Below are 20,444 nucleotides of genomic sequence, written 5' to 3' on the forward strand. Positions count from 1 at the left end.
CCTTCGGAACTGGACAGGCAACGGCGTAAGTTCGCCTCTCGTTACCTGCAAGCATAAAAAACCAAACCGTAAATTCAAGAAACTAATGAAATCAAAAAGTTTATTTTCTTTTATTGTAACACTTTTCCTTATTTATGGATGTTCGTCTAACAGACAAGCAGATGGAAAATCAAATATTTTGGCTAAGAACGACATAAATATACGGGGCGACTTCCAAAATTATTTTGACAGTTGCGGAGTTGAAGGCACAATTGCTATTTATGACATTAGAAATGATAAATGGATTGTATCGGACACAGTTGGATTAGAAATTGAAACGCTTCCAGCATCTACATTCAAGATTATAAATTTATTGATTGCTCTTGAAACTAATACTATCAAAGATGAAAACGAAATAATAAAATGGGTTGGTAGTACAGATACAGTTAAGTATGGTTATAGACCCGAAATTTATCACGATATGCCAGTCAAAGAAGCCTTTGAATTATCAGCAGGTTGGGTTTTTGTAGAACTTGCAAAGAAAATCGGAAAAGATACCTATAGAAAACACCTCGCAGAGAGCAAGTATGGAAACAATAATTTATCCCAAACTGAAGCCGATTTTTGGAATTTTGGAGACTTTGCAATTTCGCCTAAAAATCAGGTCGAATTTGTAAAATCTTTTTATGAAGAAAAATTACCCTTTTCTAAGCGAAATATTGACATTGTTAAAAACGTAATGATTACGGAACAAAATGAAGAATATACTATAAGGGCTAAGACAGGTTGGACAAGGGAAAATAACATCAATACAGGTTGGTGGACAGGGTACATTGAGACCAAAAATGGGACTTATATTTTTGCAACAAGACTTTTACAAGACAGAAAAATGAAAAGGTCTGATTTCGGAAGTTGCAGAAAAGAAATTACCAAAAAAGTATTTAAAGACTTGAATATAATTTAAAAGAATGCCAGCAGGTAACAGGCGTTTGGCTCAATGGCGGGTGACGTGGTTAATTGAACATTCTACCTCGCATCAACTTTTGTGGTGTATTGACAGTTTTGTGCTCCAAAATCCGCCACTGCGCCAAGCGCCAAACCGTTGTTAGCAATCCGCTGCGCTCCTTGCTAACAATGGCTCGGCGACTTACGTCGCTTGCCGTAAGCCGCCGCTTCGCGGACTGCTTACAACAAGCGACTTGGCTAAATAGCTCCGCTTTTGTATCTTCGATACAGCTTCGCTACTTCGCCAATTCGCCGAGCCATTATGGGCCATTTTTGAATGACAATGCGAATAGATACAGACAAACAAATGAATTTACTTAGTGATAAGAACGTTGCAATAATTGGTGGTGGACCCGTTGGACTGACTATGGCAAAATTATTACAGCAAAACGGCATAGACGTTTCAGTTTACGAAAGAGACAACGACCGAGAGGCAAGAATTTTTGGTGGAACCCTTGACCTACACAAAGGTTCAGGTCAGGAAGCAATGAAAAAAGCGGGATCGTTACAAGGATGGCGGTATGATTTTGCGGGCTGATTTGGTAAAAAGTAGCGAGGCAGTCAACATTGAACACGTGACACATACCTTCACTTGGGTTTATCCGCGTCAAGAAGCTGCAGTGAAACCATTTTATATTCTACCGGAGTTTGATTATGGCATCCATCGTCCGGATTTTTTCACCCCTGAGGTACAAACCAAAAGCAACTTGTTTTACACCGATTCAAGAGCACTTTTTCAAAGTCATTCGAAAGGATCTGTTGAATATAAGGTAGATGCTGATTCCACGGTTGTGACTCATTACAAATTGCTTTTGTCAGGGTATTATGCCCAAGAGTATTCAGAAGGGATACTTCGCAATCCAATTAATTTCTCAAAAAAATTCACCCCAACGATCCACAAGGTGGTGGCTCCGGATGGAACCTATCATTGGGTAATTGGTTATTTTCTCACGGAAGAAGAGGCCAGGGGAACACAGGTTCACGATGCAGTAATTCCAAATCCCCGCATGGTGTTCATTTCACCTACAATTTACAAAGTACTTCCATGAAAGTAGCATTGATTGTTGCTGTTGATCAGCAATTCGGTATTGGAAAGAACAATGATTTGATGTGGCATTTGCCTGCAGATATGAAATTTTTCAAAGAAACAACCACGGGACATATTGTGGTTACAGGTAGAAAAAACTACGATTCCATTCCGGAACGTTTTCGGCCGTTGCCCAACCGCGAGAATGCGGTCTTAACACGCAATACCGAATATCATGCTCCTGGAGCAGTTGTTTTTTCTTCCTTGGAATCCTGTTTGGATCATTATAAAAATGAAGTGGAACGAACCGTTTTCATAATTGGAGGCGGACAAATTTACCGAGAAGCTTTAGCGCTTGATTGTGTTCAAGAGATGTTTATTACCCATGTGCAGGGCGAATTTGGTGCAGATACCTTCTTCCCGAAATTCGAAGCTGTCGCTTGGAATGTTGAAACGGTAGCAACCCAAGCAGTGGATGAGAAAAATGCCTATGCGTTTGAAGTGAAAAGGTATTGGAGGTAACGTGATTACTTGATGAGAAATAAGAAATCATTGTCTACCTACTTTCGTTATATTTGATCAAATAAAGAAACAAACCTGCACAAAAACATCAAGTATTATGCTGTTTTGTACAGAAAAGCCGTATCAATAAATAAGTTATGTGTAATTTTAGCCGCAAACGCAGTTAAAACAAAAAGGCTCCGAATTTCGGAACCTTCTTTTTATCATTTCATTTTTCTAAAAAACTTGTACAACAAATCGATTTTATTTGAACAAAGAATTGGCATTGCTTCAAAAAGGGTTTCTTCATCCCATTCCCACCATTTCATTTCCTGCAATTTTTGGATGTCATCATCACTAAATCTCTTTTTTATCAATTTGGCTGGATTTCCCCCTACAATTGAATAAGGTTCAACATCTTTTGTAACCAAAGCACGACTGCCAATAACAGCTCCATCTCCTATCTGAACTCCTGGCATTATCATAGCTTCACTACCAATCCAAACATCATTCCCAACAACTGTATCTCCTGCTTTTTGAAATCCATCTTGGCTTTTACTGAAAACATCAAATTCAGACATATAAAAAAATGGAAAACTGGAAATCCAATCATATTTATGACCTTGATTACCTGCCATTATGAAACTTGCACCGCTCCCTATTGAACAATAAGAACCGATAATTAGTTTATCGACATCATTCCTGTCCGGAAACAGATAACGAGCACAATCGTCAAATGAATGACCGTGATAATAACCAGAATAATAAGAATATTTACCCGAAATTATATTGGGATTAGTTATGTGGTCTTTGATTATTTTTCCTTTAAAAGGACTTTCGAAGTAATTTTTCATTATTTAACATATTTAATTTACAATAAGAGACAATAAGGAAACGAAGAATAATACTAAACTATTCTCTTCCTATACGTTGCGTAAAGTAAATTTGCTAATCTGATAATTTCATCTGACAAAGATACTAAAAAACTACACATAAAGGGTTGGTTAAGCGAAATTTTCCGTATATTCGTTTCGTTAAAACAGATGTTAGCGGGCATTGTGAAAGATACCAGCATAACAGTTAAACATTGATAAATGAAAAAAAAACTACTTTGGATATTAATTTTAGGACTGATAATAATCAGTTGCAAACAAAGGAAAACAGAAATGAAAGAGAAAATAATTAAAACAAACGGCATTGAACTCTGTACGGATAGTTTTGGAAATAAGAAAAATCCAGCAATCCTTTTGGTAGCAGGTGCAACCGTATCAATGCTGTATTGGGACACTGAATTTTGCCAACAATTATCTGAAAAAGGATTTTTTGTTATTCGTTACGACAACAGAGATGTAGGAAAATCCACTAATTATGAACCAGGTTCTACTCCATACGATATTGTTGACTTAACTAATGACGCTATTTCAATATTGGATGGCTACAAGATTGACAAAGCACATTTTGTGGGGATTTCTTTGGGCGGACTAATTTCTCAAATAGCATCAATAAAGTTTGCCGACAGAGTTAACTCCTTAACTCTTATGTCATCAGGCCCTTGGGGAGACTCAGACCCAACTATACCTGAAATGGACACGAGTATTTTAGATTTCCATAGTAAAGCAGGTACAGTCAATTGGACAAATGAAGACAGTGTGGTAAACTATTTAATTCAGGGTGCAGAATTAATGAGTGGCAAGAAACAATTTGACAAACAAAGAAGTGAAAAACTGATAAGAGCTGAGTTCAATAGAGCCAACAATTATATAAGTATGTTCAATCACGCTGCATTGCAAGGTGGTGAAGAATATTGGAACAGATTAAACGAAATCAAACAACCCACCTTAATTATCCACGGAACAGACGACAAAATTTGGCATTATAAGAATGCAGGTTTTTTACTAGAAAAAATAAAAGGTTCAAATCTAATCACCCTTGAAGGTACAGGACACGAATTACACGTTGATGATTGGAAATCAATAATTGATGGAATAGAAAAACACATAAATGACTGATAAACAAAAACAACGCCCCGCGTGGGCCTATACGCTGCCGGCAGCACTGCTGCTGATGGCTCCTTTCGACATCCTCGCTTCACTGGCGATGGATATTTATCTCCCTGTCGTTCCAGCGATGCCCGGCATCCTGAACACGACGCCCGCTATGATCCAACTCACGTTGAGCCTCTATATGGTGATGCTCGGCGTGGGCCAGGTGATTTTTGGTCCGCTCTCAGACAGAATCGGGCGACGGCCAATTCTACTTGCGGGCGCAACGGCTTTCGTCATTGCGTCTCTGGGAGCAGCTTGGTCTTCAACTGCACCGGCCTTTGTCGCTTTCCGTCTACTTCAAGCAGTGGGCGCGTCGGCCATGCTGGTGGCGACGTTCGCGACGGTTCGCGACGTTTATGCCAACCGTCCTGAGGGTGTCGTCATCTACGGCCTTTTCAGTTCGATGCTGGCGTTCGTGCCTGCGCTCGGCCCTATCGCCGGAGTATTGATCGGCGAGTTCTTGGGATGGCAGGCGATATTCATTACTTTGGCTATACTGGCGATGCTCGCACTCCTAAATGCGGGTTTCAGGTGGCACGAAACCCGCCCTCTGGATCAAGTCAAGACGCGCCGATCTGTCTTGCCGATCTTCGCGAGTCCGGCTTTTTGGGTTTACACTGTCGGCTTTAGCGCCGGTATGGGCACCTACTTCGTCTTCTTCTCGACGGCTCCCCGTGTGCTCATAGGCCAAGCGGAATATTCCGAGATCGGATTCAGCTTTGCCTTCGCCACTGTCGCGCTTGTAATGATCGTGACAACCCGTTTCGCGAAGTCCTTTATCGCCAGATGGGGCATCGCAGGATGCGTGGCGCGTGGGATGGCGTTGCTTGTTTGCGGAGCGGTCCTGTTGGGGATCGGCGAACTTTACGGCTCGCCGTCATTCCTCACCTTCATCCTACCGATGTGGGTTGTCGCGGTCGGTATTGTCTTCACGGTGTCCGTTACCGCGAACGGCGCTTTGGCAGAGTTCGACGACATCGCGGGATCAGCGGTCGCGTTCTACTTCTGCGTTCAAAGCCTGATAGTCAGCATTGTCGGGACATTGGCGGTGGCACTTTTAAACGGTGACACAGCGTGGCCCGTGATCTGTTACGCCACGGCGATGGCGGTACTGGTTTCGTTGGGGCTGGTGCTCCTTCGGCTCCGTGGGGCTGCCACCGAGAAGTCGCCAGTCGTCTAACCGACGACTGGTAGCAGGCCCGCTCCGATGCGGCGCACTAACCATCGAAACCTCGTGAATGTCGGTATCCTGTCTGGCAGGATACCGCTCATTTCCCTTGTTCAGTTCAACATCGCATTGGCAAAATGGCGGGTTAAGTTCAAAATTCAACTTTTGTGCTTTTTATTCCGCCGAATGTGTCCCACATTCAGCTTTTTTTTAATAATTTAGCTTCTGTGGAAACACATCGGCTACGTCACTGCTAAATTGAACTTTCGGTTCAATTTATCCGCCACTTCGCCAATGCGTTTCCCGTTATAGCCAATGCCACGACCGACCGTGCTAAATTGAAACATATGAACGAAAGACCAAAAATAGAATTAGAACTTACGACAACTGACAAGACATTTGAAATTCTTGGTTGGGTTTCCATTCTTGCGATTTGGGTTTTGACAATCACAAACTATACAAACCTGCCTGACACAATTCCTATACATTACAACAGTTCAGGAGAAGCAGACGGTTTTGGTGGAAAAGGTAATATCTTGACTTTGCCATTAATTGCGACAGTTCTCTTTGTAGGGATGACAATCTTAAACAAATTTCCACACGATTTTAATTATCCGACCAACATAACTGAAGACAACGCATTGCGACAATATACAAATGCGACAAGAATGATTAGATATTTAAAGTTCATTATTGTTGTAATCTTCGGACTAATTGCGTTTAAGACAATCAGAAATGTAAACGGACAAACAACGGGACTTGGTGTTTGGTTTTTACCATTAACATTAGGACTTATTTTTATTCCTATGACATACTTTATTGTGAAATCATTTAAAAAAACAAAAGGCAAATGACAAAAGGCACTGGCTATAACATCGTATTGGCAATAGGCGGGCTGAACGGCTTCGTATCAACGGAAGTGCAAAATTCAACTTCTGTTCTTCGATTAAAGTTCAGTGCTAAAAATCCCGCCCATCGCCAATACGCGGCACGTTATATGCCATTTGGCGACAATGCAGTAAGAACAAATTAAAAATAATACAGAATGGAAATTAAATCACTTGAAAAAACAGATTTTGAAACTATATTCAAAGCATTCAGTCAGTCGTTTGCTGACTATGAAATGCAGGTAAATGCAGAAGAGCTTAAAGCGATGTGGAAAAGGCGTGGTTTTAATCCCAATTTATCGTTTGCAGCATTTGAAGGAGAAAATATTGTAGCATTTACCTTAAACGGAATTGGAGATTTCAATGGGATAAAAATGGCTTATGATACAGGGACAGGAACGCTAAAAGAGTACAGAGGACAAGGCTTGGCAACAAAAATCTTTGAGTATTCAATCCCTTATTTGAAAGAGGCGAATATTAATCATTATCTTTTGGAAGTGTTGCAACATAACACAAAAGCCGTTTCTGTTTATCAAAATATCGGTTTTGAAGTAACACGCGAACTCAACTATTTTGTATGGAGCAATGAAAATTTCAATAATGAAATAAAAGACATTGACACGTCGTGTTTCATTGAAAAAATTGATATTAACAATTATCTTTTCGTTTCAGATTTTTGGGATTTTTATCCTTCGTGGCAGAATAGTTTTGAGTCAATCCAAAGAGCGAGTGAAGACTTTATCAGTCTTGGTGCATTTGTTGACAGGAAACTCGTAGGATATTGCATTTTTGAACCCAATTCGGGAGACATTACACAAATTGCAGTAGACAAACCTTTTAGGAGAAAGGGCATTGCTTCGTTGTTGTTTCACGAAACCAGCAAATTCAATAAGGTAACAAAAACAAAATTGGTAAATTCAGATATTTCCTGTAATTCGATTGTTGATTTTCTCAAATCGAAAGATATTGAATTGTCGGGGAAACAATTTGAAATGATAAAAAAGATATAAACGGCATATAATAACTAAGCTTTCGTCTTGCCCGGAGGGCATGAGATGAAAGCCCGTTGAACGGAACCGTAGGAAGCTAATAAAGTATTATGGAGTTTTCGAAGTGCAGCTTTAAGATATACAAGCAGTAATTTTACGATTACTGCTTTTTTTTGTGTTTGTTTTTACTTTTTAACACTGGTTTTCGATGCAAAAAAGCACAAGTTCCCTTACCCATAAAAGTTAATTCACAAGCGCAAGTTTGTTTTCGATAAGATAGGCTTTCGGTGGTCCTCTTTGTCCAAAAACATGCAGCGTTATTAGATTACCGACTTTACAACAATAGCATTTTTTATGTTGCGTTTTGGGTTCAATTTTGGGACGAACTATCTTTAACTCTTTTTGCAATTGTTGAAGTTTGCCACGTTTCCAACTGCTACTTACTATTCCGTAATGTCTGATGCGTACAAAACGTTTGGGTAAAATATGTAAGCTAAATCGTCTTGCAAATTCTTCGTTTTTTAAGGTAAGTTGCTTGGTTTTACTGCCGTCTTTATAATCTTTATACGCAATAGTAACCTCGTGATCGCTTACATTTTTTATCCGATGATTGCTTATCGCAACTTTGTGGGTGTATCTACCTAAATATTCGATCACTTGCTTGGGGCCACCAAAAGGTCGTTTGGCATAAACCACCCAATTCTTTTCAAACAAACTTTGTAAAACTTGAGCATCTGCCAACTTTTCTTTGCGCAACAAGGCTACATATTTAGCACGAAAAACCTTACTCAACGCTTTTACTGCAAACAAATATTTATCGGTTTTTATCTTGCGTTGCCAATTGCCTTTGCCATCTACACCTCCACCTGGAACAATGCAATGCAAATGCGGATGCAAACTCAAATTTTGTCCCCATGTATGCAGAATGGCGATCATTCCCATCTTTAAACCACGGTTATTTCCAAATGCTTGAAGCGTTTCCCAAGCCGATTCAAACAATATATCATACAACATCTTGGGCTCGTGAAGTACGGTTTTGTTCAATACATCCGGAAGCGTAAAAACCACGTGGAAATAAGGTACCGGAAGCAGTTCGTTTTCCCTCATCCCAATCCATTTTTCACGGTTTTTGCCCTGACATTTTGGGCAGTGACGGTTTCGGCAGGAGTTGTAACTGATGCTTACATTTCCACATTCATCACAAGCATCGATATGACCACCCAAAGCCGAAGTTCTGCACTTTTTTAAGGCAAATAAAGTTCTTAACTGCCAAGAATTAAGTTCTAAATTTTCCAATTTTGAACCTAAAATATTTAAAACATCGGCGACTTCGTATTTCGATTTTAAACTTTGATCCTCATTAAATTTAAACCTTAAATCCTGATTTTCAATAGACTTAAATTCAATCACTTCGACCGACATTCTTCAAACAAAGTATCGAGCGGAGAGAAGAGTTTTTGTGTGGAAAGTTGTGCAATTTGAAGATAAACCAGCGTCGTGTCAATACTTTCGTGACCGAGAAGATTTTTGATGCTCAAAATATCCATCCCATCTTCCAGAAGATGCGTCGCAAAACTGTGCCGAAGCGTATGGACACTCACATCTTTCAGGATGTTTGCCGTTTTTGATGCCTGCTTTACCGCCCACTGAACGCCGCGCTGGGAGTAACGGGAATCGAAATCGCCACCAGCACGCCCTCCACGAGGTTCTCCAAAGAGATAATCTTCCGGTTTTTCCGCTTCGATATACTTTTTGAGCCCACGAATCAGATGTTCGGAAAGTGGCAAATAACGGTCTTTTTTGCCTTTTCCCTGAACCACTTTGAGTTGTTTTCGATCAAAATCTAAGTCGCATAAACGGAGATTTCGAACTTCCATACATCGCAATCCGCAGCCGTAAAGAATGCCGATCAAAATTTTATGCTTTAAAAGCTTACACCCCCAAAGCATTTGCCAAACCTCCTGTTTACTAAGCACTACAGGCAGTTTTTTCTCTTTTTTAATTTCCGGAATACTCAAAAAATCATAACTTAAACCTTCCGATTTTAGCAGAAACCGAAGCCCGTAAACGGTGTGTTTAAAGTACGATTGTGATGGAGATTTAGATTTTTTCTGAAGGTAAAAAAGGTAATCGTGAATTTGCTCGGGATCCAATTCTGTAGGAATTTTTCCGAAATGTAGCGACACCGCAGCCACGTGTCTGGAGTAATTTTGAAAGGTACTTTGGCTTCTTCCCAATACAGAAACCGTACGTTCAAACCTATGCAAAAGCTCCGCAAATCCCGGAACTTCGCGCTTTGCCTGATTGATGATCTTGTTTTCTCTAAGCTCTTCTACACTCTTTTTTTTGTTGCCATTTTACTGATTTTTAATTAGTTTTACAAAGTAACTAAATATAGCGCTGAGAAAGCTACCGAAGGTTTAGTTCAACATTGTATTGGCAAAATGCGGGATGAAGTCTTGAATTGAAAAGCCTAAATATTTAGCCGCATATGCTTTTCAATTCCACTTTTTTTAGTAATTTAGTCATTGGGTGCTACCGAAAAGTTTACGACCTGTTTATCGTTTTTCAAGGTGTTGATTTCTGCATTTTTGGTAATTCTACCTACGATTGTGTTCATAATCTTAAATTTTAAAATGTTAATATTTTGTTAATTTTTGTTTTGTCAAAGGTCAAATGTTGGGAGTGAATTGATTTGGTATCGAGGACACTCGGCATTTTTCTTTTTTTATATTAAGTTAGAAAACAGTATTTTTTGCTGGATTTTTATTGTTTTTCCGTTGATTTCAAAGAACGTCTATGGTTGATTTGATTCGTACAACTGAGGTTCCGGCTTTTTCTTTGCCCATGAACATAGGACGGCACCATCCATACAAAACCCGATTCGGTTCCGCTGGATAAAGGCAGAAAATTCCGAATCGGGCTTGAAATCTTTTTGTCCGAAGGATTTAGGAGTGTCTGGAAAAATTGTTGGAGCTTGTGGAAAGAATTTTTTTAGAAACCCAAAAAGATTTTTTTGTGTGGGTGGTGCCGTCCTACATTTGCAAACGTAAAAGCCCAACCGCAGTTGGGAAACTTAATCAATGGACGTGGTTGTTAATGGAAAACTAAAGGAAATTCATTGGAAAATGGTTTCTCCAATGATTTAAACTGATCAAATATTACAAAACCACTCGTTCAAGTCCTTAAAATTATGATAAATTAAAGAGCAATCCTCTACATTTTTGTATTGACTTTTAATTTTTAATTTAACCGATTTCCCATTCTTATCATTGTCTAGAAAAAGTGAAATTTTCTCATATTGTTTCAGTTTTTCTTCCACCTTGAAAAACATTGCAGTTGAATTTAAAGTCAAGTAATCACAGTTTGAATTATCTGATTTGTCTAAATTTCGGTAGGTCAGATAATCGAAAAAGCCCTCAAATATGAGAATCTCGTTCTTGAGATTGTTATCATTAACAATCAACGTCACATCCTTTTTTCCCAAACATATTTTTGACTGTGGATTGCGAATCTCAAAACCTCCGGACTTATTCTGAAATCCAATTCCGAAATATTTTCTTCCTTTCAATTCGTAGTGAATTTCCTTAACCCTATGCTTTTGCTCAAAAACTCTTCGGGACTTCAGATACTGAATTAATGCAGGATGCTGGATTTCTTTGATTTCTAAAATCTGATTGCATGTTTGACCAGTAGTTTCGTGATATTTTATTTCATTTTGAACTCTAAAATCCAATGTTGAAAGGCATTTCAATGCTTCTGAAACGGAACATTTCTTTATCTGTTGGACAATTGAAATCACATCGTAACTTTTTCCATTTCCAAAATCGAACGCCTTGTTTTTGACAAAATCGACCGCCAGACTTGGAATTTTTTCCTCCCGGTCCAACGCAAAATAAAACGCAGTTTTCGGATTTTCTTTGACCGGAAACAGCCCGAACGACTCCAAAACCGCCCGAATTCCGACGTTTTGCTTGACTTTTTCGCAATTCATTTTTTTTCTTTTAATGCAAATTACTTATCCACATTTCCCTTTTAAATAAAAAAGACTTTTAATTTATTTTTATATTACTTTTAGCAAATGGCATTCTTCTTTTGCCACAAAGGATTTAATGGTGTTTTTCGGTGAGTTCAATTCCGAAAACTAGTGAGTTCAATTCCGAAATTTGGGTGAGTGCAATTCCGAAATAAAGCCTGTTTTGGGGTGAGTGCAATTCCGAATCGATTTTTCCATTTATTCTGATAACCGTAGTTATCCACAAAACAGCTAGGTTATCCACAATTTTTGTGTTTTCTAAATCTTCGGGTGAGTGCAATTCCGAATTCGATGCTGTTATTTTGTTCATTTTTAACATTTCTTTAACTTTAGTGAGTGCAATTCCGAATTGGTGGTGAGTGCAATTCCGAAATCAGACAATCATCGGATAGCCATTAGGGAATATTTCTCCCATTTTTGTATTTCTATACAAATGCTTGATGTGTGCCTGAATTTCAATAAGAAATTTTTGACCTTTAAAGTCGGTCGATGCTATCTTTCTCATTCTGCAGTTCCTAATAAATTCCTTGAAGGCTCTTTCAATCAGTTCCCTTGTCTGCGGTATATTTTCGTATTGATGGAAAAACTGGACTGTTTCGGCTTCGTCTAATCTATATCGTTTTTTGAAATAGAGCAATCTTCGGTTAATTTTATGACTTTGGTTAAAATTCTCTTGGTTTGATTCTATAAGTTTTTTTGCTTCTTCAAATGGATGAGAAAATCCTTTGGTTAAGATAGGAACAATAAATATGGAATCCTTTTCATACCTGTATTGGAAAGAAAAACTATTGTATCTGTCGAGATTGATTTTGATGGGCTTTAGAAATTTGAAGCAGAAATCTTTGGTATTTTTATAATTTAACCCAAACTTTTTATTGAAATTACCCAGCTTCAGCATTGTTCCCGATTCGGGAATTTTTGAAAGCCAGATGGAGAAAATAATGTGTTTGTTGTTTCTGATATTATACACCAGATGATAGAGTACATAATTATATTCGGGAATAACCAATAATTTTTTCAGCCAGTAACTGCTAATTAGAAATGTGGTAAAACCTCTTTGGTCATAGGTTGGCGTAGAAATAAGTCCGCCAAATGTTTTGATTTCTTTCCCTTTTGAATTAAGCGATTTGTACCATCCCATCTTAAATTTGGCGAGAAACTCATAGGCATCCACAACCTGCTTTGTGGAACCACTCGGAGAAATTTTACTGTTCCGGATTTTGATGGAGGCGAAAATGTTATTTTCTGTTTCAAATTCTTCATCAAATAGGGAAAGTTGCTTCGGACGGTCTTCGGGACGAAACTGTTCATTGCCGATAATTGCAACGATATTGAAAATGACTCGAAGCGCATTGATTGGGATGTCCGCCGCTTGTTGGTCATCAAAAATAAAGTCGTCCACGAAATGGTTTCCCAGCCGAATCTTGTCGGGAACTTTTTCTCCCTTGTCCTCAAACTTCTTTCGGACATGGCGCAAATCTTTTTCAGATAAAGACATTTTCTATTCTTAATGTTCCTGATTTCTTATTTCCTGATTTCAGATGGTAATTATTTGGTTCGAACAGTTTTCTTTACTAGTTTTATTTTCTCACTTTTCAGTGTTTTGTCTCCATCAATGAGATTGTAGTGTTTGTAGGAATCAACACCAGTTGCTTTGAACACCCTTTTTTCGGCTTCTCCTATATTGGGGATCCTCACTTTCTGGATACCCAGATATTCGTAAGATATTTTATTGATGGTTACTTTTTGACCAGGTTTTAAGTCAGATATTTTCATTGTTTTAAGTTTTTACGATTTGTTAGAAATGAAATCGACTTTTTATTGATTTCATGATGTTTTCGGTCGTTTGATATTTGGAATGGAATCGACGGAAACTGTATCATCATTTTGACTATTCTTCAAATAGGGCAGGATACTTTTTAATGAGGATTTCCAGTTGGAAATGGGTCTTCCAGAACTATTCCGCCAGTCGTTTTCTAACCACGAATGATATTTTTCTTCAATTACAGAGTCCAAAAGAGGCTGATAATCCTCTAAAGTTGTTGCAAACTGAATAAATTCTTCCAATTCGGGAATAATTTTTGACTTGCTGCTTTTGGAAGTATCAGTAATGGAAACTTTATCACTAGATTTACTGATTTTGGGAACAACTTCCTTGGACGAATCGCTTCTCTTTAAAGTTTCATGTTTTTCAACAATTTCCAAACTTGGTACTTTTTCGATTTTTTCCTTCTCTATTTTCTCCAGTATGGGAATATCAGATAAGTAATTTAACAGAATTCTGTAATTACAAGGAAATCCACTTTTGGACTCAAATTCAACAAGACCCAACTCGCGAAGTTTATCTTTGGTCGGTTTTACGGTTTTTCTAGTTATTCCCAATGCATTACCGAGTGCAACATCGGAAATAACGACCTTATAACTATCGTTGTCCTTTCCTAATTTCAAAAGGTACAGATAGAGCGAAATTGCCGAAGAGCCAAGTCTTGCCTTGTGATTGAAGTCCCAAAATCGGTCGATAAGTTCCAAGTAATACATTTCTAACTGCTTGCAAAAAGTTCTATAGCCTTTTTCTTGTCGATGATGATGATGTTTCCTTTCTGAATGATGGCTTCATCCAAAATTCCTGAAGATTTAATCTTGGATGCTTTTGAAATGGAACAGCCCAGAATTTTTGCCAAACCTTTTAAACCGTATTCATACATATTTTCAGAATTTAAATTTTTAGATATCTCTAAAAATTCTTTTACGGTCAGATTGCAAAGAGGTGTTTGTGGGGTTATGTTTTCCATCAGCTGTTATCTTTAAAAAGTTCTAATGCTTTTTCCGAATCAATGATAATTTTTCTCCCATTTTGAATGATGGCTTCATCAAAAATTCCCTTACTTTTCAATTTTCCTGCATGATTTTTAGAGCATCCCAATATTCTTGCTAATCCAGAAAGACCGTAAACATACTTTTCATTAAATACCTTTTCTTGTGTGGGGTTTTCTGATGATTCTTGTTTTCTGGCATCTAAAATTTCCACAAATTCACCTATGGTCAATTGCCAAATTGGTCTATTATAATCTTCCATTTTGAAATTTTTATTGTAATTTGTTCTAAAAAAATACTTATTTGTATATATTTTACTATATTTGTATTGCAAATATAAAATAAATATTGAAATATATCTATATTTTAATCTCAAAAACAAAAAAAAAATTAAAGATGACTATAACTGAAAGATTGCAAAGTTACATGACCTACAAAGGGTTAAACCCCAATAAAATCACTGTTGAAGCTGGTTTGTCTGTTGGTTTAATTGGCAGAGCTATAAAAAACAACTCGGGACTCAACTCAGATACTATTGAAAAAATACTATACACTTATACCGATTTGAATCCAGAGTGGTTTATTTCGGAATCAGGTGAAATGCTAAAAACCAACAACCAAAACATTAATAATAATGGCTCAGGAAATAATGTAAACAGCAACATTAATGGAAATATTAGTGGAAATGTTACTATTTCGCATAGCGAGTTTTCTAATATGATAGAACTTCAAAAAGGCTATCAAGAAATACAAAAAGAACTAACAGAAAGATTGAAAACCAGTCAAGAGCAACTATCGGATAGCATGAGACAGGTTACTATACTTCTTGAAATTTTAAAAAAATAACTATGAAAAGGATTTTGATAATTAGTGCTATTTTATTTGGGGGAATCGTGATTGCTCAGCAGAAGAAAAATGCTTTGAATAATTGGAAAAGTAGAGATGCAGAAATCGCACAAAAGGTTTTTTCAAAATATCAGGAAAAAGAAAATAAGAAATTAGAAGATGAAAAAGCAGATTTAATAAAAATTCAAAAAAAGTTGAAAATTGAGATAATAAACGAAGGGGACATTGAGAAATACAATCAAAATATATGGCTTCGTATTGTAAAAGTGAATAATGGAAATTTAGAACAGATTGTTGATACGAGAGATAAGGATATTTCAGTTGTTACAAATACAATGGGAACGAACAATTGGAAAGATGAAGCAGGAGGGTTTAATTATACATCTTTCACTGACTTAATGAAGATTTCCCAGGAGCTTACAAGTAATAGAAATGAAACAGGAATATTAGCAAACTCATTAAAGCCCATTGAATCTTTTGAAACCCGCGAACCTGTTTTATATTTTTCTTTAAAAATCTACACACATAAAAACAGTTCAGAACAAACAACTTTACCAACCTTGTCCAAAACAATAAATATTTATGCTGACAACCAACTGATAAAGACTTTAAAATACTCTTTAGATGACTTTATAAAAGCAGAAGGAGTGTCAATACGGGACTTTAAATTGGGTTCTATTGAAAATCGATAATCAATTTTTCTAATATGAATATAAAGTATCACGCTCAATTTCTTCTTGACAGGGAAAAAGACAATCCTACTGCAAAACTGCGATATCGCATTAAGTGGGATGGCAATATTGTGGCTTTCAATTTGGGATATAGAGTAGAAATACAAAAATGGAGCAAGGAAACACAACGCTGTAAGGCCAATACAACTCACGGCGATAAGAAAATTTTCGCAAGCATTATCAACAGGAAAATTCAAGAATTTGAATCGGCTTGTCAAAGAACTTTTCAAAAATTTGAAGTTGATGTAATGTCTCCATGCTCAAAACAATTCCGTGAATCTTTTAATTGCGAAGTTGGGAGAACTTCGAAAACTGAAATTGTAGAAGAAAAGTCTTTTTTTGATGTTTTTGACCTATTTACTCAAGAAGAATCAAGAAACTCATATTGGAAAGATAAAACCTTGATGAAGATGAATACGCTAAAAAACAAGTTAACAGAATTTAATCCCAATTTAAAATTTGACAACTTGGATGAGGAGGGCTATAACAAGTTCCAACATTTTTTGGAATCAAAAAATCATAAAAACTCTACTATTCTGAAAGAGTTTAAGTCTTTAAAGTGGTTTTTAAAATGGGCAAAAAGAAAAGGATATCAAACAAATTCCTATTTCGAACTATTTCAACCAAAACTAAAGAACATTCCGAAAAAAGTTATTTTTCTTTCACAGGATGAATTGAAGAGATTTCGTGAATATGTAATTCCCGAAAACAAAAAACATCTTGAAAAAATTCGGGACGTTTTCTTATTTCAATGCTTTACCGGTCTGCGATATTCTGATGTTTTTAATTTACGGAAATCGGACGTCAAAGAAAAACACATTGAAATAAATTCTATAAAAACATCTGATAATCTCACAATCGACCTTAATGCGCATAGTCGTGAAATTTTGTTAAAATACAAAGATGAAGATTTTGTGCAAAATAGAGCTTTACCCGTTATTAGCAATCAAAAAATGAATGACTACCTAAAGGAGTTGGCAGAGTTAGTAGAAATTGATGAACCTATTACGCAGACTTATTATATGGGAAAAAAAAGAATTGACGAAGTGTTACCGAAATATTCTTTACTTGGAACTCACTGCGGTAGAAGAACATTTATTTGCAATGCATTATCACTTGGGATTCCTCCGCAAGTAGTAATGAAGTGGACTGGACATAGTGATTACAGCGCCATGAAACCCTATATAGATATTGCTGATGAAATAAAAGCAACCGCAATGGAGAAATTTGATTTAATAATTTAAATATTGGGACAAGGGGATTTGGTAATGTTTTTTAATCGGCAAGAATTATATTTTATTGTAACTTTGCAATAAGGTGAAAAATTCTGAACTACATAAACTTCTGATTAAGTTAAACTTGGAAAATACTGTTTTTTATAAAAATGAACAGGATGGCTCTTATGATTTTGATTTTCATCCGGATATCCTAAATAAAATTAAAAGAATTTCTCCCGATGCAGTCTATGTATTCAATAACCAACCTTTATTACTGTTTTTTGATTTAACCAATTCTGATGATTTAAATAAAGAATCTGAGATACATAAAAAAGTTTGGTCTTTTGATAATTCCCCAATCGTTTTTATATTAAAAGACAAAGATATTTCTATCTATAATGCTTTAAATTATATCAAAAATAAAGATGGTAGAGGCGGTTATCTCCAAGAGGTTGAAATATCTGATGAAGAAAGAGACGAGAAATTTTCTTTTTGGAGTTTGCAGTCGGGGGAAACTTGGGCTTGGTTTCAAGATGAATACTTGTCTAAAAAAAACGAAAACCAAACACGGGTTAATCAGAGACTATTTCAAAACATTAAAGATGTACGAAATTATTTAACTGATAAAACAAAATCAAATTTTCTTGATGAGAAATCTGCCAATTCTTTGATTCTAAGATTAATTTTTATTCGATATTTAATTGATAGAGGTATCAAGATTGATGAGGCGTATATTTCAGGCGAATCACTTAATGAAAAAAGAAAAAACTTTATTCTTTTAATTTCAGAACCTGAAAAACTCAATCAATTATTTGAAAGACTTAATGATAATTTCAATGGTGTTCTTTTCAAAGAGACAGATATAAAGTTAAATCAAATTCAAGCAAATTATTTAGCTGATGTTTTTAAAGGAGAGCTTGAGCAACAAGGCTCTTTATTTGAAGGCTCTTTCTTTGAGATTTTTGATTTTTCAATTATTCCTGTTGAAGTAATATCGGGTATTTATGAATCTTTGATTGATGATGAGACTAAAGATTTAGATTCAGCAGTTTATACTCCGTCTTTTTTAGTTGATTATATTTTATCAGATACTGTTGATAAATATCTGAATCAAAATAATGTTTCAGAATGTAAAATTTTTGAGGTTGCAGTTGGCTCGGGAATATTCTTAGTTCAATCTTTGAGAAGAATGATTGAAAAAGAAATTGAACTTAATGGAGATTCAAATAAAAATGAATTTAGTAACAAAATTAGAGAAATTGCTAAAAATAATCTGTTTGGAATTGATATAAATGAAGAGGCTCTAAAAGTTACTTGTTTCTCAATTTATATAGCATTATTGGATTATCAACAGCCAAAAGACATTGATAAGTATCCATTCCCTAATCTTTTAGGGACTAATCTTTTCAAAGCTAATTTCTTTGATAAGTCACATGATTTTAATAAAGTAATAAAAAATAATCCACCAAAATTTATATTGGGGAATCCACCATGGAAAAGCAAAAAAGAAGATGTAGTTCATGTTAAATGGTTAAAGGACAATAAAAAAACAGTTGGCAGATTTGAAATTGCTCAGTCATTTCTTTTGAGAGCTAAAGATTTTATGAGTGATGAAACACAATCGGCACTCATTGTTACTAGTACAATTTTCTATAATGTTTCACAAAAAACTAAAGGATTTAAAAAGGATTTCTTAACTACATTTTGTGTAGAAAAGTTTTTTGATTTATCCCCAGTAAGAAGATTAATTTTTGAGAAGAAAAATAGTCCTGCTAGTATCGTTTATTTTAGACTATCAAAAGATAATGATTGCCAAAAGAATATAATTAATCATCAATCAGTTAAATTTAATCGTTTTATCAAATATTTCAAAATGTTAGTTATTGAAAGGTTTGATCAAAAAGCGTTACCACAGAAATATTTTTTAGAAAATGATTGGATGTTTAAGGTTGCCTTATATGGAAGTTATTTGGATTTTAATTTCTTGAAAGTATTACCTCAAAAAAATATTGGGTCAATTATCAATAATAACACTATCTATAAAGGGGCTGGTATAGAAAGAGGGAAAGATCCGAATTTTTTTCCAGAATTAATTGGAATGAAAATTTTAGAAAACTCTCAGATTGAACAGGGCTACACTAATACCAAAAATTACAAATCTCTAAATAAAGAAGACGTTTATTTGTCGAGGGGGAGAGATAAAAATATTTTTTTGGGCAATAAAGTTTTATTTAAAGAACAGGCTCTTAATGAATCAGAACCACTAATTTCTTTTTCAAGTGAGGATTTTGTTTTTAGAAAAGGGGTGTTTTCTATCTCTTCAAAAACTGAAAATATTATATTATTATTATATTCTTTACTTAAATCTGATTTAAGTCAATACTTTCTTTTTCTAATTTCTGGTGCCTGGGGAGTAGCAACTAGACCCGCTATAAGATTTGATGAAGAATTACTAAGGATGCCATTGCTTGATTTTGATAAATCAGTATTAGAAAAATTGGTTAATAATGCTAAATCAATTATTGAATATTATGCCACTTTTTATGACAAATTTAATCTTGGAAAGCCTTCTGTAAATCATTTTTTGCTCCAAAAAAATAATCAAATAATTAATGACTCTTATGGTGTCAAAGACTACGAGAAGGATTTAATTGATTATGCTTTAAATGTCTCTCGTTATCAGTTTCAACAAAGCAAACAGCATCTTGTTACTAATTTTAATGATTCTGACCACCGTAACCAAAAACAAGTTTTAGAGAAATATGCCGATGTTTACATAAAAGAATTTGAGGAAATATATTATGATGAGTTTGTAAAAGTTGAGATTTTTACAATGAGACATTTCATTGCAATGAATTTCATTATTACAGACAAAAAGCCAAAAGAAAAAATATCATATCCTAAAAATACTGATGAAAAAGATGTTTTGGAGAAACTGGCAAATAATTTGACTATTGAAAGAATAACAGATACCAGCGACCCATCAAAAAATCTATATATTCAAAAGGATATAAAAGGATTTGAAAGTGATTCTTTTTATATTATAAAGCCAAATGAATATAAATGTTGGCATCGTGCAATGGCATGGTATGATGTTGCAGAATTTAAGCAGGCTATTCAAGAAGCAGAATTAAAACGTCTTAATAACATTTCTGCCAATGATTAGTAACGCCGATAATTTTAAAAAGAATAGAAATCG

Annotated in this window: 23 protein-coding genes and 2 pseudogenes; 14 read left to right on the forward strand and 11 right to left on the reverse strand. The window is 35.7% G+C overall.

Annotated elements, in window-relative coordinates; genetic code table 11:
- Positions 1-85 precede the first annotated feature (85 nt).
- From blaOXA to G6R40_RS08645, 4 genes and pseudogenes are all read left to right on the forward strand, one after another.
- The gene (blaOXA, locus tag G6R40_RS08630) at positions 86-943 is read left to right on the forward strand and encodes an OXA-1327 family class D beta-lactamase (RefSeq protein WP_005938297.1); all 858 of its coding nucleotides are present in this window, start codon (positions 86-88) and stop codon (positions 941-943) included.
- 318 nt (positions 944-1,261) lie between these two features.
- A pseudogene (locus tag G6R40_RS08635) lies at positions 1,262-1,516 on the forward strand (FAD-dependent oxidoreductase); the annotation flags it as partial.
- A gap of 43 nt (positions 1,517-1,559) precedes the next feature.
- Positions 1,560-2,033: a hypothetical protein gene (locus tag G6R40_RS08640; RefSeq protein ID WP_165134132.1), complete on the forward strand. Its 474-nt coding sequence runs from the start codon at positions 1,560-1,562 to the stop codon at positions 2,031-2,033.
- Positions 2,030-2,533, forward strand: coding sequence for a trimethoprim-resistant dihydrofolate reductase DfrA49 (locus G6R40_RS08645; RefSeq protein WP_038694170.1), 504 nt, complete (start codon positions 2,030-2,032; stop codon positions 2,531-2,533). The genes G6R40_RS08640 and G6R40_RS08645 overlap by 4 nt, the downstream gene beginning before the upstream one ends.
- Before the next feature lie 203 nt (positions 2,534-2,736).
- Here G6R40_RS08645 and catB read toward each other — a convergent pair whose 3' ends face one another.
- Positions 2,737-3,366, reverse strand: coding sequence for a type B chloramphenicol O-acetyltransferase (catB, locus tag G6R40_RS08650; protein WP_010256763.1), 630 nt, complete (start codon positions 3,364-3,366; stop codon positions 2,737-2,739).
- A 240-nt stretch (positions 3,367-3,606) separates the two neighbouring features.
- Between catB and estT the strand changes: the two genes are divergently transcribed.
- The 6 genes and pseudogenes from estT (at position 3,607) to G6R40_RS08680 (ending at position 7,622) form a co-directional block, all read left to right on the forward strand.
- Entirely contained in the window at positions 3,607-4,521 is a 915-nt protein-coding gene (gene estT / locus G6R40_RS08655; RefSeq protein WP_165134135.1) for a macrolide hydrolase EstT, read from the forward strand.
- Positions 4,514-5,737 carry a chloramphenicol/florfenicol efflux MFS transporter FloR gene (gene floR, locus G6R40_RS08660; RefSeq protein ID WP_165134138.1) on the forward strand — a complete coding sequence of 408 codons (1,224 nt, stop codon included), beginning with the start codon at positions 4,514-4,516 and terminating at the stop codon, positions 5,735-5,737. The genes estT and floR overlap by 8 nt, the downstream gene beginning before the upstream one ends.
- A gap of 27 nt (positions 5,738-5,764) precedes the next feature.
- Positions 5,765-5,863, forward strand: a pseudogene (locus tag G6R40_RS15170) (LysR family transcriptional regulator); the annotation flags it as partial.
- A gap of 209 nt (positions 5,864-6,072) precedes the next feature.
- Positions 6,073-6,579: a DUF1648 domain-containing protein gene (locus tag G6R40_RS08670; RefSeq protein ID WP_077564584.1), complete on the forward strand. Its 507-nt coding sequence runs from the start codon at positions 6,073-6,075 to the stop codon at positions 6,577-6,579.
- A complete protein-coding gene (locus tag G6R40_RS08675; RefSeq protein ID WP_077564585.1) occupies positions 6,576-6,758 on the forward strand; it encodes a hypothetical protein in 183 nt (60 codons plus the stop codon). Before G6R40_RS08670 ends, G6R40_RS08675 begins: the two co-directional genes overlap by 4 nt.
- 12 nt (positions 6,759-6,770) lie before the next feature.
- A complete protein-coding gene (locus tag G6R40_RS08680) occupies positions 6,771-7,622 on the forward strand; it encodes a GNAT family N-acetyltransferase (RefSeq protein ID WP_077564586.1) in 852 nt (283 codons plus the stop codon).
- A gap of 222 nt (positions 7,623-7,844) precedes the next feature.
- Here G6R40_RS08680 and G6R40_RS08685 read toward each other — a convergent pair whose 3' ends face one another.
- The 10 genes from G6R40_RS08685 to G6R40_RS08730 all read right to left on the reverse strand — a co-directional run bounded on the left by G6R40_RS08685 (position 7,845) and on the right by G6R40_RS08730 (position 14,713).
- The gene (locus G6R40_RS08685; protein WP_077564587.1) at positions 7,845-9,023 is read right to left on the reverse strand and encodes an IS91 family transposase; all 1,179 of its coding nucleotides are present in this window, start codon (positions 9,021-9,023) and stop codon (positions 7,845-7,847) included.
- Complete coding sequence (locus G6R40_RS08690; RefSeq protein WP_228455824.1) at positions 9,008-9,796, reverse strand: tyrosine-type recombinase/integrase; 789 nt, start codon at positions 9,794-9,796, stop codon at positions 9,008-9,010. The genes G6R40_RS08685 and G6R40_RS08690 overlap by 16 nt, the downstream gene beginning before the upstream one ends.
- A gap of 326 nt (positions 9,797-10,122) precedes the next feature.
- Complete coding sequence (locus tag G6R40_RS08695; protein ID WP_228460372.1) at positions 10,123-10,221, reverse strand: single-stranded DNA-binding protein; 99 nt, start codon at positions 10,219-10,221, stop codon at positions 10,123-10,125.
- A gap of 534 nt (positions 10,222-10,755) precedes the next feature.
- Entirely contained in the window at positions 10,756-11,595 is an 840-nt protein-coding gene (locus G6R40_RS08700) for a toprim domain-containing protein (RefSeq protein ID WP_024564046.1), read from the reverse strand.
- Between the two features lie 115 nt (positions 11,596-11,710).
- On the reverse strand, positions 11,711-11,947 hold the full coding sequence (locus G6R40_RS08705) for a hypothetical protein (protein ID WP_123903502.1): 237 nt from the start codon (positions 11,945-11,947) through the stop codon (positions 11,711-11,713).
- A 63-nt stretch (positions 11,948-12,010) separates the two neighbouring features.
- Positions 12,011-13,135, reverse strand: coding sequence for a hypothetical protein (locus tag G6R40_RS08710; RefSeq protein WP_024564044.1), 1,125 nt, complete (start codon positions 13,133-13,135; stop codon positions 12,011-12,013).
- Positions 13,136-13,185: 50 nt separating this feature from the next.
- On the reverse strand, positions 13,186-13,413 hold the full coding sequence (locus tag G6R40_RS08715; protein WP_024564043.1) for a hypothetical protein: 228 nt from the start codon (positions 13,411-13,413) through the stop codon (positions 13,186-13,188).
- Positions 13,414-13,464: 51 nt separating this feature from the next.
- Positions 13,465-14,175 carry a hypothetical protein gene (locus G6R40_RS08720; RefSeq protein WP_024564042.1) on the reverse strand — a complete coding sequence of 237 codons (711 nt, stop codon included), beginning with the start codon at positions 14,173-14,175 and terminating at the stop codon, positions 13,465-13,467.
- Positions 14,176-14,177: 2 nt separating this feature from the next.
- A complete protein-coding gene (locus tag G6R40_RS08725; RefSeq protein WP_024564041.1) occupies positions 14,178-14,429 on the reverse strand; it encodes a DUF3853 family protein in 252 nt (83 codons plus the stop codon).
- The gene (locus G6R40_RS08730) at positions 14,429-14,713 is read right to left on the reverse strand and encodes a DUF3853 family protein (protein WP_024564040.1); all 285 of its coding nucleotides are present in this window, start codon (positions 14,711-14,713) and stop codon (positions 14,429-14,431) included. Before G6R40_RS08730 ends, G6R40_RS08725 begins: the two co-directional genes overlap by 1 nt.
- A gap of 134 nt (positions 14,714-14,847) precedes the next feature.
- Here G6R40_RS08730 and G6R40_RS08735 point away from each other — a divergent pair, with 134 nt between their 5' ends.
- The 4 genes from G6R40_RS08735 to G6R40_RS08750 all read left to right on the forward strand — a co-directional run bounded on the left by G6R40_RS08735 (position 14,848) and on the right by G6R40_RS08750 (position 20,411).
- Positions 14,848-15,297 carry a hypothetical protein gene (locus G6R40_RS08735; protein WP_133159943.1) on the forward strand — a complete coding sequence of 150 codons (450 nt, stop codon included), beginning with the start codon at positions 14,848-14,850 and terminating at the stop codon, positions 15,295-15,297.
- Positions 15,298-15,299: 2 nt separating this feature from the next.
- Positions 15,300-15,989, forward strand: a complete 690-nt coding sequence (locus tag G6R40_RS08740) for a hypothetical protein (protein ID WP_024564038.1) — start codon at positions 15,300-15,302, stop codon at positions 15,987-15,989.
- A gap of 14 nt (positions 15,990-16,003) precedes the next feature.
- Positions 16,004-17,272: a site-specific integrase gene (locus tag G6R40_RS08745; RefSeq protein ID WP_024564037.1), complete on the forward strand. Its 1,269-nt coding sequence runs from the start codon at positions 16,004-16,006 to the stop codon at positions 17,270-17,272.
- A 115-nt stretch (positions 17,273-17,387) separates the two neighbouring features.
- Positions 17,388-20,411, forward strand: coding sequence for an Eco57I restriction-modification methylase domain-containing protein (locus G6R40_RS08750; RefSeq protein WP_228050545.1), 3,024 nt, complete (start codon positions 17,388-17,390; stop codon positions 20,409-20,411).
- Positions 20,412-20,444 lie beyond the last annotated feature (33 nt).

It is taken from the genome of Chryseobacterium sp. POL2 (assembly GCF_011058315.1).
Lineage (GTDB): Bacteria > Bacteroidota > Bacteroidia > Flavobacteriales > Weeksellaceae > Soonwooa.

What these genes read in the sequence shown, in the direction of transcription:
- blaOXA (WP_005938297.1), top strand. Translation starts at nt 86, where the DNA reads ATGAAATCAAAAAGTTTATTTTCTTTTATTGTAACACTTTTCCTTATT.
- G6R40_RS08645 (WP_038694170.1), top strand. Translation starts at nt 2,030, where the DNA reads ATGAAAGTAGCATTGATTGTTGCTGTTGATCAGCAATTCGGTATTGGA.
- catB (WP_010256763.1), bottom strand. Translation starts at nt 3,366, where the DNA reads ATGAAAAATTACTTCGAAAGTCCTTTTAAAGGAAAAATAATCAAAGAC.
- estT (WP_165134135.1), top strand. Translation starts at nt 3,607, where the DNA reads ATGAAAAAAAAACTACTTTGGATATTAATTTTAGGACTGATAATAATC.
- floR (WP_165134138.1), top strand. Translation starts at nt 4,514, where the DNA reads ATGACTGATAAACAAAAACAACGCCCCGCGTGGGCCTATACGCTGCCG.
- G6R40_RS08670 (WP_077564584.1), top strand. Translation starts at nt 6,073, where the DNA reads ATGAACGAAAGACCAAAAATAGAATTAGAACTTACGACAACTGACAAG.
- G6R40_RS08675 (WP_077564585.1), top strand. Translation starts at nt 6,576, where the DNA reads ATGACAAAAGGCACTGGCTATAACATCGTATTGGCAATAGGCGGGCTG.
- G6R40_RS08680 (WP_077564586.1), top strand. Translation starts at nt 6,771, where the DNA reads ATGGAAATTAAATCACTTGAAAAAACAGATTTTGAAACTATATTCAAA.
- G6R40_RS08685 (WP_077564587.1), bottom strand. Translation starts at nt 9,023, where the DNA reads ATGTCGGTCGAAGTGATTGAATTTAAGTCTATTGAAAATCAGGATTTA.
- G6R40_RS08695 (WP_228460372.1), bottom strand. Translation starts at nt 10,221, where the DNA reads ATGAACACAATCGTAGGTAGAATTACCAAAAATGCAGAAATCAACACC.
- G6R40_RS08700 (WP_024564046.1), bottom strand. Translation starts at nt 11,595, where the DNA reads ATGAATTGCGAAAAAGTCAAGCAAAACGTCGGAATTCGGGCGGTTTTG.
- G6R40_RS08705 (WP_123903502.1), bottom strand. Translation starts at nt 11,947, where the DNA reads ATGAACAAAATAACAGCATCGAATTCGGAATTGCACTCACCCGAAGAT.
- G6R40_RS08710 (WP_024564044.1), bottom strand. Translation starts at nt 13,135, where the DNA reads ATGTCTTTATCTGAAAAAGATTTGCGCCATGTCCGAAAGAAGTTTGAG.
- G6R40_RS08715 (WP_024564043.1), bottom strand. Translation starts at nt 13,413, where the DNA reads ATGAAAATATCTGACTTAAAACCTGGTCAAAAAGTAACCATCAATAAA.
- G6R40_RS08720 (WP_024564042.1), bottom strand. Translation starts at nt 14,175, where the DNA reads ATGTATTACTTGGAACTTATCGACCGATTTTGGGACTTCAATCACAAG.
- G6R40_RS08725 (WP_024564041.1), bottom strand. Translation starts at nt 14,429, where the DNA reads ATGGAAAACATAACCCCACAAACACCTCTTTGCAATCTGACCGTAAAA.
- G6R40_RS08730 (WP_024564040.1), bottom strand. Translation starts at nt 14,713, where the DNA reads ATGGAAGATTATAATAGACCAATTTGGCAATTGACCATAGGTGAATTT.
- G6R40_RS08735 (WP_133159943.1), top strand. Translation starts at nt 14,848, where the DNA reads ATGACTATAACTGAAAGATTGCAAAGTTACATGACCTACAAAGGGTTA.
- G6R40_RS08740 (WP_024564038.1), top strand. Translation starts at nt 15,300, where the DNA reads ATGAAAAGGATTTTGATAATTAGTGCTATTTTATTTGGGGGAATCGTG.
- G6R40_RS08745 (WP_024564037.1), top strand. Translation starts at nt 16,004, where the DNA reads ATGAATATAAAGTATCACGCTCAATTTCTTCTTGACAGGGAAAAAGAC.